13 protein-coding genes are annotated in these 12,444 nt (G+C 59.7%); 3 read left to right on the forward strand and 10 right to left on the reverse strand.

Features of this window, described 5'->3' with window-relative positions; all coding sequences use genetic code 11:
- Positions 1-3: 3 nt before the first annotated feature.
- From C7I85_RS21720 to C7I85_RS32045, 4 genes are all read right to left on the reverse strand, one after another.
- Complete coding sequence (locus tag C7I85_RS21720) at positions 4-942, reverse strand: ABC transporter permease (protein ID WP_106726125.1); 939 nt, start codon at positions 940-942, stop codon at positions 4-6.
- A 64-nt stretch (positions 943-1,006) separates the two neighbouring features.
- Positions 1,007-2,554, reverse strand: a complete 1,548-nt coding sequence (locus C7I85_RS21725) for an ABC transporter substrate-binding protein (RefSeq protein ID WP_106726126.1) — start codon at positions 2,552-2,554, stop codon at positions 1,007-1,009.
- An 894-nt stretch (positions 2,555-3,448) separates the two neighbouring features.
- Positions 3,449-3,778, reverse strand: coding sequence for a BA14K family protein (locus C7I85_RS32310; RefSeq protein WP_106726128.1), 330 nt, complete (start codon positions 3,776-3,778; stop codon positions 3,449-3,451).
- 170 nt (positions 3,779-3,948) lie between these two features.
- Entirely contained in the window at positions 3,949-4,071 is a 123-nt protein-coding gene (locus C7I85_RS32045) for a hypothetical protein (protein ID WP_280954406.1), read from the reverse strand.
- Positions 4,072-4,247: 176 nt separating this feature from the next.
- Here C7I85_RS32045 and C7I85_RS21740 point away from each other — a divergent pair, with 176 nt between their 5' ends.
- Positions 4,248-4,475: a helix-turn-helix domain-containing protein gene (locus C7I85_RS21740; protein ID WP_106726196.1), complete on the forward strand. Its 228-nt coding sequence runs from the start codon at positions 4,248-4,250 to the stop codon at positions 4,473-4,475.
- Here the strand turns inward: C7I85_RS21740 and C7I85_RS21745 are convergent.
- From C7I85_RS21745 to C7I85_RS21765, 5 genes are all read right to left on the reverse strand, one after another.
- Complete coding sequence (locus C7I85_RS21745; RefSeq protein WP_106726129.1) at positions 4,472-5,707, reverse strand: CapA family protein; 1,236 nt, start codon at positions 5,705-5,707, stop codon at positions 4,472-4,474. The genes C7I85_RS21740 and C7I85_RS21745 overlap by 4 nt on opposite strands.
- 100 nt (positions 5,708-5,807) lie before the next feature.
- Positions 5,808-7,490: a dipeptide ABC transporter ATP-binding protein gene (locus C7I85_RS21750; protein ID WP_106726130.1), complete on the reverse strand. Its 1,683-nt coding sequence runs from the start codon at positions 7,488-7,490 to the stop codon at positions 5,808-5,810.
- Positions 7,487-8,362: an ABC transporter permease gene (locus C7I85_RS21755; protein ID WP_106726131.1), complete on the reverse strand. Its 876-nt coding sequence runs from the start codon at positions 8,360-8,362 to the stop codon at positions 7,487-7,489. The genes C7I85_RS21750 and C7I85_RS21755 overlap by 4 nt, the downstream gene beginning before the upstream one ends.
- An 11-nt stretch (positions 8,363-8,373) precedes the next feature.
- Entirely contained in the window at positions 8,374-9,351 is a 978-nt protein-coding gene (locus C7I85_RS21760) for an ABC transporter permease (RefSeq protein WP_106726132.1), read from the reverse strand.
- A 5-nt stretch (positions 9,352-9,356) separates the two neighbouring features.
- On the reverse strand, positions 9,357-10,949 hold the full coding sequence (locus C7I85_RS21765; protein ID WP_106726133.1) for an ABC transporter substrate-binding protein: 1,593 nt from the start codon (positions 10,947-10,949) through the stop codon (positions 9,357-9,359).
- Between the two features lie 174 nt (positions 10,950-11,123).
- Between C7I85_RS21765 and C7I85_RS21770 the strand changes: the two genes are divergently transcribed.
- Entirely contained in the window at positions 11,124-11,336 is a 213-nt protein-coding gene (locus C7I85_RS21770) for a helix-turn-helix transcriptional regulator (RefSeq protein ID WP_106726134.1), read from the forward strand.
- Here C7I85_RS21770 and C7I85_RS21775 read toward each other — a convergent pair.
- Positions 11,317-11,889: a hypothetical protein gene (locus C7I85_RS21775; RefSeq protein ID WP_106726135.1), complete on the reverse strand. Its 573-nt coding sequence runs from the start codon at positions 11,887-11,889 to the stop codon at positions 11,317-11,319. The two genes, C7I85_RS21770 and C7I85_RS21775, sit on opposite strands and share 20 nt — an antisense overlap.
- A 232-nt stretch (positions 11,890-12,121) precedes the next feature.
- Between C7I85_RS21775 and C7I85_RS31695 the strand changes: the two genes are divergently transcribed.
- A complete protein-coding gene (locus tag C7I85_RS31695; protein ID WP_106726136.1) occupies positions 12,122-12,349 on the forward strand; it encodes a helix-turn-helix domain-containing protein in 228 nt (75 codons plus the stop codon).
- Positions 12,350-12,444 lie beyond the last annotated feature (95 nt).

Genomic DNA, 12,444 nt, shown 5'->3' on the forward strand with positions numbered 1-12,444 from the left:
TCCTCAAAGCCGGACGCGCGGGTCGATAAAGGCGGTGAGAAGGTCGACGGCGAGCGTGACCAGAACGGTCGACATTGCAAAGACCAGCGTAAGACCCTGCACGACATAGTAGTCGCGCCCCAGCAGCGCGCCGATCATGAGCGTGCCCAGGCCGGGAACGGCATAGATGGTCTCGACGATGATGGCGCCGCCGATCATGAAGGCCACCATGACGCCGAGCAGGTTGAGCGTGGGCAGCACGGCGTTGGGCAGGATGGTACGCCAGAAAATCTCCCGTTCGCTCGCCCCTTGTGCGCGCGCCGCAGTCACGAAATCCGCTGTGGTCTTTTCAATCAGGGCTGCTCGCAGGCTCTGCGTCAGCACCGGCACTAGCCAGATGGCCGTGGAAAGCGCCGGCAGGAAGAGGTGATGGAGGTGCTCGGAAATCCCGACACCGTAGCCCGACACCGGGAACCAGCCGAGGCTGACGCCGAACAAGCGCGACATCATGATGCCCAACCAGAAGACCGGGATCGTCAAGCCGGCGATCCCGATGAGGCGGATGACCTGGTCGGCGGTGCCGCCGGGCTTGCGCGCGCTCATGATGGCAAGCGCGACCGTCGGCGGCACGGCGAGGCACACGACATAGACGGTCAGGAACAGGGTCGGCCACATGAATTGCTGGATGAGTTGGCTGACCGGCCGCTGGAAGCGCAGCGACTGGCCGATGTCACCGGCAAAGAGGTTCATGAGGTAGGTGAGAAACTGCCGCCAGAGCGGCAGGTCCAGCCCGTATTGAGAGCGGATCACCGCTATGGTCTCGGCGCTTGCCCGATCGCCGGCGAGAAGCCGCGCCGGATCGCCAGGTGCCATGTGCAACAACAGGAACGTCACGATGCTGATCCCGAGCAGCACCCCGGCGAGCTGTATCAGGCGCCGCGCAATGAGTTGCAAAAGGGCCAATCCGGTTCTCCGTTTCCAGCAGAGGCGACGCGCTTTCGATTGAAAGCGCGTCGCTCGTCTTGGCTCACTTCGCGATGGAGGTGTCTTCCAGCGTCCACTGGAGGGAAGGCGTGAGCTTGATACCCTCGAGACGCTTCGAATAGGCCACTGCGTTCGGCGCGTAGTAGAGCGGAATCTGCGCGACCTCCTCGGTGGTGATTTTCTGGATCTCCTTGTAGATCTCCGCACGCTTGGCTGTGTCGGTCTCGGTCGTACCCTGCTCGACCAGCTCGTCCACCTTCGGGTTCTCATAGAAGGTGTTGTAGGAGTTCGAGCCGCAGGACCCGCACACTGCCCAGCGAACCGCCAGGTCGGGATCCGGCGTCTCGTTATACCACCAGTTGGCCGCCGCATCGTAGTCGCCCTTGCCGGTGGAGTCCCACCAGGCGCCGCCGTCGACATTGACGATCACCGGCTTCAGCCCGATTGCCTGCCACTGCGCCTGGAGCAGCAGCGCCATCTGCTGCTCAGTCGCCGCGGCTGTGGCGAGGATCTTCACCTCATGGCCAACCATGCCGGACTCGGCCAGCAGTTCCTTCGCCTTGGCTGGATCGTAGGGAATGCCCGGATATTCGTTGTCGTGGAAATCGATGCTGCCAGGCAAGGTCGTGTTGGCAGGCTCGGCGTAGCCGCGGGTGACGGCCTTGGCCAATGCCTTGTTGTCGATGGCATAGGCGGCCGCCTGGCGCGCCTTCAGGTTCGAGAAGGGCTCGCGCTTGTGGTTGAGCAGGGTCATGTAGATGGTGGTCGAAGGCTCGAGCCGCATGTCGATGTTCTCGACAGTCTTCAGATCGTCGATCTGCGCCCATGGCACGTAACGCATCACGTCGACCTCGCCGGCCTTGAGCATGGCGACACGGGTTTCTGGCGAAGCGATCTCGATGAATTCGACATTGGCGTCCGACTTCGGATAGCCCTTGCGCCAGTAGTGCGGATTGGGCTCCAGCACGAGCTTTTCGTTCGGCTTCCATTCCTTGACCGCATAGGGACCGGAGGTCACCGGCGCGGTGGAGAACGCCTTTTCCTCACCCTGTTTCTCGACATCGGCTTTGGACACGATGCCCATATTCCAGATTTCCAGATTGCCGAGGAAGGGTGCGAATGCCGATTTTAGTTTCACCACGACGGTCTTCGGATCGGCCGCAGTCACGGACTCCACCGCGCCCAGCGGTGCCGGATAGGCCGACTTCTTGTCGCTGCGGATGCGCTCAAGGCTGAAGGCCACGTCATTGGCGGTGACGGGCGAGCCATCGGAGAACTGCGCGTCGCGCAGGTGGAAGGTGTAGGTCAGGCCGTCGGCCGAAATGTCCCAGCTTTCGGCGAGCGCCGGTCCCAAAGCGCCGGATTCGGGGTCACGCCGCAGCAGGCGCGAATAGAGCTGGCCATAAGTCTCGATATTGCCGGCGGCTGCCGAGCGCATCGGATCGAGCGTGGTGGTCTGGTAGGGTGAAACGATGCGGATGACATCGGCCGCCAGAGCCGGCACCGCCGAGCCCAGGCCTATCGCCAGGAGGGCTACGCCACGCATCGCCGCGCCCGACGCCCGCGCGCGGGAACTGCTCCAAAAATTCATCTTGTCCTCCTCCGGAACTGTTCGTTGGGGTCCGTCAGGACCCTTGAGAAGGTTATGTGATATTAATCACATAGGTCAAGTCACATGTGGTATTTTTAACATTGGGAGTCGAATGGCGGCTATGTGGCAGGTTCATCCGATACTGGCACGCCATCTCCATCACGGTGCCAACCTATGTCTCTTCGAGTGCGCTATATTTCCAAATTATTGAAAATATGTGGTTTTCAGCTGTTGAGCCGAAGACGGGGACCAACCAACTCGAGTGCCAAACCCTCGCGCGTCACCAGCAGTGGTGTCGCGATGGCGTTACGGAAATGCAAAAACCTCACGGCGGAGGGCATCCCTTCCGAAGGCTGGCAGCCGTCATCGTTGCGATAGCAAAGGCATAAGCGCGGGGGTTCACGAAGCAGAAGGATTTCCGCTTGGTCAGCTGGTTCGATAACTATCTTCGTTGGAGCCTGCCGCAGGCGCTACCTCTTTCAGCAGACTTTCGACCCAGACCGGTGCGGTCTTTCGGAGCTCGTCGGGTAGTCCGCTCCTATCAAAGTCGATCGCGATCAACTTGTGTACTTGGCGCTCGTACAATCGCATGATCTGGCGGTGGATGTCGCCACACATGAGCATAGCCACCATCCCGCAAAGATGAACAAATGGACGACGCGTGCGAAGAAAGCCACGACCAAGAGTAACCGCAAAACGCCCGCCACCCTTGAAGCGGACCCACAAGATGACGGGCGCTTTGACCGCAGGCGTGACGCCGCGTGCGAGTAGCCATAGCGTACAGAGACCAAACTTTCCGTGATGGCTGAAGTTCCCATGCCCGTTGTCCCCTAATGAGGGGAAGACACTGAGAAAGGCGCTCCGAGCGGGGAAACGGAGCGCCGCCACCCTCGCTCAAGGCGATATGCACGGCCGACGCGGGCCATAAAGGGGTTGGAATGAGTTATCGGAAGCTCGATAGGACTGATAGTGAGCGGCGCACCAGGCGACATGCGCATGGGACAATTCGGAAAGATAGTATGCAGGGTGATAGGCGCCGTAGTAGCCGGCCGCGCCGATCAGCAGCCATTCCGGTAGAGTGTGGAATGCCTGGCCGGCCGCGTCGATCGTCGGGACGATGTCCGGAATGGAGCCGGGAACGTCCCCGGCGAGCGCTGGCGCGCCGACGAGCGCTCCAAAGCTCAGCAACCCGGAACCTGCGAGTAATGATAGATAGCGTCTCATTGTTATCTCCGCTGTGTTGGAGCGAGCGCTAGTGCTTCCTTGATCGCAACCTGCATGGGCGACAGCTGGTATCTATCGCCAACTGGGCACGCAGTCATGTCAGGGGAAACGGAAGCCCTGAAACGCAAAAGCCCGCCCCGGAGACCGAGCGGGCGTAAGTTGAATAAACTTCAGGATTTGAACGTGTGAGCAAAGGTGTCGGCGAAAGGCTGGAAGAGATACTCGAGTAACGCGCGCTCCCCCGTCACGATCGACACATCGACCGGCATGCCGGGATAAAGCTTCACGTACATAGGCATGGGTTCTTGGCCAGCTTAGTGAGCTAGCTCTTACGGAGCGCGTTCGCAGTCACCGCGACCAGCGAGCCGGGTCCGAAGCCGAAGAGGCGGAACCCGTCTCGCCGCGACAGAGACTGCGATTGCAGAGCATACTCGGTAGATGAATGCGCTACACGGCGCATGCTTCCGTTATGAACATACGAGAGATTCTTGCGTCAAACCTTCGAGCGCTGCGGCATGAAAGGGGGCTTTCCCAAGAGGAGGTTGCTCATCGCGCCAACATCCATCGCACCTATGTGAGCTCACTGGAGCGCTGCCAATACAGCGCGACTATTGATATGGTAGATAGTCTTGCAAGGATCCTCGGAGTGGAAGCCGCTGAGCTTCTCAAGGCCAAGACCGGCAAAAAACCGAGCTAGAGGTTTAGAAAACCAACGCCACCCGAGATCTCGATATCCGCACCGAGCTCCGCGGAACGCTGTCGAAAGCGATGCAAGATCCTGTCGGCGTTCGCTTCGCCAACAAGCTCAGGGACAAGCCGTCGCTCCAGGATGTTGCTTTTCGACGCTTCGCTGCCGCCGATGACAACCGGATGGAAAGTCATTCCGACTATGTTGCCGTCCACGCCGAAAGAGCATAGCCCGATCACGCTCTCCCACACTTCCGGTGCCGTCCACAGGGATTTCTCGGATCTCACGTGGAATATGAAATTACCCAGGCTGTAGAGGATCGGCCTACGGCGATAGATTTCGACAGGTTGGAGAACTGGAGCTCCGTGGCTGACGAACATCGCTGCGCCCGCGTCGATGCACTGTTTCGCAACAGCGCTTACCCACTCGGGAACCCGATACCAGTCTGAAGCCCAGTGGTGGTGGTGCAAGTAAGCGACCACTAGGCAACCTTCCTCTGCCGCAGACGCGATCGCAGCGAGATTTCGTGACATATCGCGTTCATCGATTTTGACGTTTCGGCCGAATTTGGCGGATCGTCTGAAGATTGCGCGGGCGATGCCGATTTCGGCTTCGAGTTCGATGTGAGGAGGATCGTCGGGCTGGCTGTCATTCGTCAGGTCCATCGCCGTGTAGCCAACCTTGTCGCGAACCGTGCGCAGCCGTTCGAAGGCGTCGTCGTCGACTTCGATAACCTGGGTCAGCCTAAGCCGGTTCACGCCGGGCCGCTCGGGGCGGCTGTCTGTGGCGTCGGCGGCGTACATGAAATCCGGCCCCGGCCCTCCATCCATGGCCACGAGTGCCACCTTCCTGCCGCCAAACGAACCTATTCCGGCGGAAGCCGCCTCGGCGTGGTTGCGTCCGACGCCGGCATGAAGAAAACCGCGCTTTTCCACCTCTTCCAGCGTCGAAAGGACACCGGACGGGCCCAAGTCGAATGCATGGTTGTTTGATAGCGAAACCGCCTGGAATCCAAGAGCCTGGAGTGCGTCGAGAACAACCGGTTCGCTGCTTCCGAAAAATGAACCCTTGAGCGGCCATCCACCATGATTGCCGAGGATCGTGCCTTCGAAATTGGTGAACGAAAGATCGGCCTTTCGAAGCACCTCCTGCACGCCTCGAAATCCGGGGGTTCCGACGTCGCGAATATCGTGTTTGATGAGCGATTGCCCGGTTACGGCCAGCGTGAACGTATTTGACATGAATTGCCTTTCTGGGCCGCGAACGGCCGCCGTCTCAAATGTGAATGAAACTGCACGCGTTGCCAGGGAGGCCAATGTCCCTCCCCGGAACTCGCAGCGGTCAGCGTGTGAACCGCCGTGGACGCGCATCGATGAGACTTCGCGTGTACGGGTTCTGCGAATGTGAAAAGATGAACTCCGCTGGTCCCGCGTCTTCGACCCTGCCCTCCTTGAAGATGTAGATCGAACTGCAAAGCTCCTGCACGAGGGCGAGATCGTGCGAGATGAAGAGCATCGATACGCCCTGCTCGACCACGCTCTCCTTCAAAAGCTTGACGATCTCAGCCTGCACGGACACGTCCAAAGCGGACGTGGGTTCGTCAGCAACGATGATCTGCGGGCTGGCGAGAAGTGCACGGGCGATGCATATCCGCTGTTTCTGCCCACCGGAGAGTTGATGCGGATACCGGGTCAGTAGACTCCGTGGTAGCCCGAGACGATCCATCATCACAGCCACGTTCGGCTTTTCATCCCCCGGCTGGCGGCTGCCAAACCGGACACTTTCCTGCAGCGTCTCGCCGACCGACATTCGGGGATTCAAGGACACCGCCGGGTCCTGGAAGATCATCTGAACCTGGCCCAGCAAGCCGCTTCGCCGCCCAGGCAGTGAAATGTCGAACGACGTGCCGTCGATCTCAAGCTTTCCCTCGCCGGCAGTTTCCAAGCCAGCGATAATTCGCCCGATCGTGCTCTTGCCGCTGCCGCTTTCGCCGACGATCCCCGTAATTGCGCCGCGGCCCAATCGAACCGAAACGTCCCGCAGCGCAGACTTCCGCGCATTCTTGCGAAACCATCGAAGCCCCTGCCCCGCAAAGGTTTTCGTGATGTCCTGTGCGAGGAGGATCGGCGCCGTTGCGTCCGATTCAATCATTTCATCGCGTGAAGGGCGGCCGTCGGAGTTCTCGGCGGCCTCCTTTCGATCCTCGGAAGCAGAGATTCGCAGCCGCGGCACCGCCGCGAGAAGGCTGCGCGTGTACTCCTCGCGAGGTGTATCCAGAATCGCCGATGTGACGTCCTGTTCCACGACCTCCCCGTGCTTCATGACGACCACCCTATCGGCGATCTCGGAGATTACCCCCATGTCGTGTGTGACAAGGATGACCGACACCTGGGTTTCGTTCACAAGCTGGCGAAGGAGGCGAAGGATTTGCTTCTGAACTGTCGCGTCGAGAGCCGAGGTCGGTTCATCCGCGACGATAATGTCCGGCGTCCCTGCAAGTGCAATCGCGATCACGACACGCTGGCGCTGGCCGCCGGAGAATTGATGAGGGTAGCTGTGATATCTTTCACGGGGCTCCGGAATGCCTACGCGCCTCAGTAGTTCAACACCGCGCGTACGAGCATCCTGTCTCGAAACATTTTCGTTGGTGGCCAGGATCGTCTCTTCGAGTTGAGCGCCGACGGTCATCAGCGGATCGAGCGAGGCGGTATGATCCTGGAAGATGGCGGATATCCTGCGCCCCCTGATGGCGTCCCATTGCCGCTCGTCCATGCCGTCGAGTGCTTTTCCGTCGAAGAGGATCGCGCCGGCGGTCCGTTCGAAACCTGGTGGGAGCAAGCCGAGGATCGCATTGCCGAGCGTGGACTTACCGGCTCCGGATTCACCGATAAGTCCAAGGATTTCACCACGCTGAAGGTTCAGACTCACATCGCGCAGAATTGTCGTCGACCCAGCCATCGCTCTATGCTTCAGGGTGAGATTGTTGACCACCAGCAGGGGTTCTTGGCAGATGTCCTCTCTCATATTGAGCGGCTCCTCGGATCCAGGCGGCGTCGGATGTCTTCGCCGACGAAATTGATGCTTGCGATGAGACCGAACAGGGCGAGGCCGGGGAACAGGCTGATCCAGTATTGGCCGGTCAACAGATACTGGAAGCCGTTCGCGACGGCAGATCCAAGCGAGGGCTTGTCGATCGGAACGCCCAGGCCCAGGAATGACAAGGTTGCTTCGAGCGCCACAGCGTGCCCCAGTTCGATCGGGATAAGGGTGATTGCCGGGGCGATGCTGTTCGGAAGCAGGTGCCGAAAAATGATCCGACTGATGGGCAGCCGCAACAAACGCGCTGCATCCAGGTACGGTTTGTTGATCTCACTTAGCGCGACACCGCGCGCGATCCTGGCGTAGGTTGCCCACTGTACGATGATGAGTGCCAGAATGATGCGATCGATCCCCGGCCCGAGTGTGACGATCGCGATAAGTGCCACCAGGATTGTTGGCAAACTAAGCTGGAGGTCGACGACGCGCATGATAACGACATCGACCCACTTGCCGAAGTACGCTGCACTGACGCCTGCTGTAAGGCCAACCAGGGCACCGATAGCGGTGCTGGTAATGGAGACGACGAGACTGATGCGCAGACCATAGAGGATGGTGCTCGCTATGTCCCGCCCGAGACCGTCCGTCCCCAGCAAGTACATGAAACCGCCAGTTCCAACTGTCCCGGGAGGCGATGAAGCTTCCCATCCGTAGATCTGCAACGGATCATAAGGATTTTGCAGCGCGATGAGCGGCGCCACAATCGCCAGAAGCATGTAGGCACCGAGCAGGAATTTGGGCAGGCTGGGGCCATGTCCCATGGGACGCTTCCACAGCGCAAGGATTGTTTCGGCCTTCATGGGATTCCCTTTCATGCGGAGCGGCGCACGCGCGGGTCGAGCAGGGCGTAGAAGAGATCGACAAGCGCGTTCAGGCCGACGAAGGCGACGGAGACGAATGTCAAAGTCGCCATGACAACGGGTCGGTCGAGGAGCTGGATGGAGTCGATCAGCAGTTTGCCTACACCCGGCCATGCGAAGATTGTTTCCACCACAACCGCGAAGGCGAGCATTCCTCCGAACTGCATGCCGACAATCGTCACGATGGGAACGCTGATGTTCGGCAGCGTGTGCCTGAACAAAATCCGTCGGGATGAAAGGCCCTTCGCTCGGCAGAACCGGGTGAAATCCTGGCTCTCCACCTCGATCGTTCCCGACCGTGCAAGCCGTGCAATGAGCGCAATGTTCGGAATGGCAAGCGCCAATGCAGGAAGCGTAAGCTGTCTTAGGCCATCCAGCGTCAGGAAACTCCAATCCTGGCCGAGCAGCGAGACCGTCGGTCCGCGACCGCCCGATGGAAACCAGCCCGTCATGATCGCGCCAAGCAGGATGAGCATCATACTTAGCCAGAATGAGGGGATGCTCAGCGCAAACACGCTCGCCTTGAGGATCGCGCTATCCGCTGGCTTGCCCTGCCGGCGGCCGGCAAGCAGCCCTAGCAAAGTTCCGGCAGGAGCCGCTATCAACATGGCGATCGAGGCAAGCTCGAGTGTCGCGGGAAGCTTGCTCATCACCAGGCGAAAGGCCGGCAGGTGATAGATATACGATGTCCCGAAGTTTCCGGTGACGACGTTGCCGATGAAGAGGACGTATTGTCGCCAGAGCGGCTGGTCCAATCCGAGAGCGATGGTTGCCTTGCGAATGTCTTCTGCAGTGGCGGTTTCGATATTGACGATGTTGTAGACGGGGTTTCCCACGCTATGGATGCCGACAAACCCGATCAGCGACATGACAAGGAGGAGAAGGAAGGCTTGTGAAAGCCTTCCCGTGACAGTGCTCATCATGGACATGGCTCTCACTCTTCAGACGGAACGGCCTGCATGGCGGTTGTCCATCCGCGCGGGTGCACCGCGTAGGAGCCAACCTTGTGCCCATGCCCGACGATCAGGTGGAAGTGATAAAGCGGGAGGATGGGATAGTCGGCCATGACGAATTCGGTTGCGCGGGCGAGCGCCTCGTTCCGCTCCGGACCTTCCTCGAGCGTCCTTGCCTTCGCCAGCATCTCGTCGAATGCCTGGTTCTGGTACTTGCCGTAATTCAACGACCCAGTCCCCAGTTCGGCGTTCGGAGAAGCGAGAACCGCGTCGAGGCAAAGCGTCACTGCCTCGCCTGAGCAGCCGCCGTACCAGACCGGATAGTCGCCATTCGACCGTTGCGTCGCAAAAACCGAGAACGGCGCGACGACAGGCTGAACGCTCACACCGATCCGGGCCCAGTTTTGCGCGATAGCCTGTAAGGACTCGCTGTCGCCCGGGTATCGTCCTGCCGGGCCGGCAAGCACGACATTGAAGCCGTCCGGAAAACCTGCCTCTGCCAAAAGCGATTTTGCCCCGTTGTAGTCCGGCGGCTCCACTTTGAGGGTCGCCGATGTTCCCGACAAGCCAGCCGGAAAGAGCTGGGCTGCCGCTGTCCCATACCCGAGCAGGATTTTCTCGGCGAGGAACGCACGGTCCGTCGCCATCGTCAGGGCCTGACGTACACGCTTGTCACGAAAGGGATTTTGTATCGGGTTGCCGGATTTGCCGGTCACGCCCGGCGGCTCGTCCCGGCCAATATCGAACTGCAGAAAGTTCGACCGGGCGGCACTGATGCTTTCGACGCTCAATCCGCGTTGCTCGAGCCCCTCGACGTCGCGCGCCGGGATGTAGTCCGCGACATCGACATCACCCGTCGTCAGAGCAGCGACGCGTGCAGCGGGGCTTTCGATGATCCGGAAAGTCACGTCCGACCAGGCAGGTGCTCCTCCCCAATACGCGTCATTCCGCACCAGCTTGAGGACTTCACCCGATTGCCAACTCTGGAACTTGTACGGCCCGGTTCCGATGGGTTGCGCTCCCGAATTGAGCTCTTCAGTGGTCGCAAAGCCGTCCGTCTTATGCGGCATGATGAAGATGGACGTGAGCGAAAGCGGGAGCGTCGGGGCTTCGCCGTTTGTTTCAATGACGACAGTCAACGGATCAGGCGCCGTGATCGACTTGATTGCCTGTGTGTATGACTGGAACCCCCCGCTCGGCGGCTTCAGAAAATCCCGGATGCGCTCGATCGAGTAAATAACGTCCTGTGCCGTGAAGGGTGAGCCGTCGTGAAAATGGACGCCTTCCCGCAGCTTGAACTCCCACTGCGTTTCGGACAGCCGCTTCCATGAAATCGCAAGACCCGGCTGAGGATTCAGGCGTTCGTCCTGATTCACGAGGCGCTCGTAGATGTGGGAGAGCAGTGAGGTGTTCTCGTTTAGGTCCGCATAGTGCGGATCGAGCGTCATCAACTTGTACGACGTCCCGATACGCAGTTCTTCCGCGAAGGCGGCCGCACCCAGCGGTCCGGCTGAAATCACCGTTGCGAGAGCCGCGGCGAGCAAGGTCGAGCGGAATTGATGCAGTGATGGCATTGCGATGTTCCCTCCTTGGCTTTTGCAGCGGACCGGTCGCGATGAAGAGACTCTTCATCGCGCACGTTTCCGTTCCCGCGAAACGATACATTTTCGTTCCGAAGGTTGGGTGCGCTGCGTTTTGTAGAGTTTACTCTGCAGTGGAATACTCTACAGAGCGCAATAAGTTCGAGGATGAAAAGCCTTGAAAATTTTGCCAGGAATCTCAGGAGGTTGAGGAACGAGCGAAAGCTCTCCCAGGAAGAGCTTGGCTTCCAGGTCGGCATGCACCGAACCTCGATCAACAACCTGGAGTCTCGCAGACACTCGCCCAGCTTGAAAAACATGGCGAGGATTGCAGAGGCGCTCGGCGTGAAAGTCGATGACCTTATCCAGGATCCCGAGTAACGGACCTGCTTGCTCCGCTCATGCCCAGCAGATCGATAAGCACCGAGCGGACCTGCGGCCAGGGGAAGTCGTCGGTGTCGGGTTCAGGCGCGCCTTGCTTTATTATGGAGTGCAGCTTCGCCGCCGCAGCCGTCACCGTGCCGGCCGGCGTGGCCCACAATTCTTCCACCAGGCCGACTTCGAGATCGGAGGCGATGGCCTCGGCCTCCTTGGCGCGGCTGAAGCCGATGACCTCGTCGCCTGCGTTCCACGTTCGGCGGCGGGCCGCCAGTTCCTCCCTGGCGCGTGCGCGCGCCTCGGCACATTCGTCACCCGCCAGCCAGGCTTCGATCTCGTCCTCCGTATGGGCGATGATCGGGTTTTTTCGGTCAGGGAGGCGCAGCGCTACCTGGGGGCTCTCGATCGTTCGAAGCAACTCGGTTTCGAGCCGCTGCTGCACACGGCACAGCCGGCCGAACTCACGATGGGCGTCCAGCCAGACGCTCCATTTGGTGAGCGTATGGTCGACATCGTCGGCATCAGCGCTTTCCTGCTCTGCGACCTTTGCCTGCAAGAAGCTCTCGGCGACTGCAAGCAGGTTTCTAGGCGTGACTGGAAGAAGGTTTCTAGGCGTGATCGCAGGCAAAGTTCTGCTATTCTCAGAATCAGCCATGATCCGAGCTCCTGACAGCTTGGTTGTGGTTAGGCCGGACGGCGTGCTCCAACACGTCATCCGGCCGAATTCAGTTAGTGAACCTACAATATCAGCCAAAGCCAGGCAACTAAAAACGCTACAGTGTTGCGAAATGAATGCAATTCAATGCAAGTTGGCGCGTACAGCGCTCGATTGGGGTGTACGCGATCTTGCAAGGGCTGCCGACGTCTCGACGCACACGATTAGTCGCCTTGAAAGAGGCGAGGAACTCCGAGAAGGCACGCTTCAGCGCATCAGACAGGTGCTGGAGGAAGCTGGGATAGAATTCATCCCCGAGAACGGTGGCGGTGTCGGCGTTCGGTTCAAGAAGGCCACATAGCAATGTGCGCTGGGCCGTGATTTCAGGTCCTTGTGCCCTGCGGGTAAAGTCTCAGTATCGAGGGAACGAAACGTTGGCGCACAGAGATGAGGGCA

The sequence above is a fragment of the Pseudaminobacter soli (ex Li et al. 2025) genome (genome assembly GCF_003012705.1).
In the GTDB taxonomy this organism is placed as follows: domain Bacteria; phylum Pseudomonadota; class Alphaproteobacteria; order Rhizobiales; family Rhizobiaceae; genus Pseudaminobacter; species Pseudaminobacter soli.

Coding starts and splice junctions, on each gene's coding strand:
- C7I85_RS21725 (WP_106726126.1), bottom strand. CDS start 2,554: ATGAATTTTTGGAGCAGTTCCCGCGCGCGGGCGTCGGGCGCGGCGATG.
- C7I85_RS32310 (WP_106726128.1), bottom strand. CDS start 3,778: ATGAGACGCTATCTATCATTACTCGCAGGTTCCGGGTTGCTGAGCTTT.
- C7I85_RS32045 (WP_280954406.1), bottom strand. CDS start 4,071: ATGTACGTGAAGCTTTATCCCGGCATGCCGGTCGATGTGTCGATCGTG.
- C7I85_RS21740 (WP_106726196.1), top strand. CDS start 4,248: ATGAACATACGAGAGATTCTTGCGTCAAACCTTCGAGCGCTGCGGCAT.
- C7I85_RS21745 (WP_106726129.1), bottom strand. CDS start 5,707: ATGTCAAATACGTTCACGCTGGCCGTAACCGGGCAATCGCTCATCAAA.
- C7I85_RS21750 (WP_106726130.1), bottom strand. CDS start 7,490: ATGAGAGAGGACATCTGCCAAGAACCCCTGCTGGTGGTCAACAATCTC.
- C7I85_RS21755 (WP_106726131.1), bottom strand. CDS start 8,362: ATGAAGGCCGAAACAATCCTTGCGCTGTGGAAGCGTCCCATGGGACAT.
- C7I85_RS21760 (WP_106726132.1), bottom strand. CDS start 9,351: ATGTCCATGATGAGCACTGTCACGGGAAGGCTTTCACAAGCCTTCCTT.
- C7I85_RS21765 (WP_106726133.1), bottom strand. CDS start 10,949: ATGCCATCACTGCATCAATTCCGCTCGACCTTGCTCGCCGCGGCTCTC.
- C7I85_RS21770 (WP_106726134.1), top strand. CDS start 11,124: ATGAAAAGCCTTGAAAATTTTGCCAGGAATCTCAGGAGGTTGAGGAAC.
- C7I85_RS31695 (WP_106726136.1), top strand. CDS start 12,122: ATGAATGCAATTCAATGCAAGTTGGCGCGTACAGCGCTCGATTGGGGT.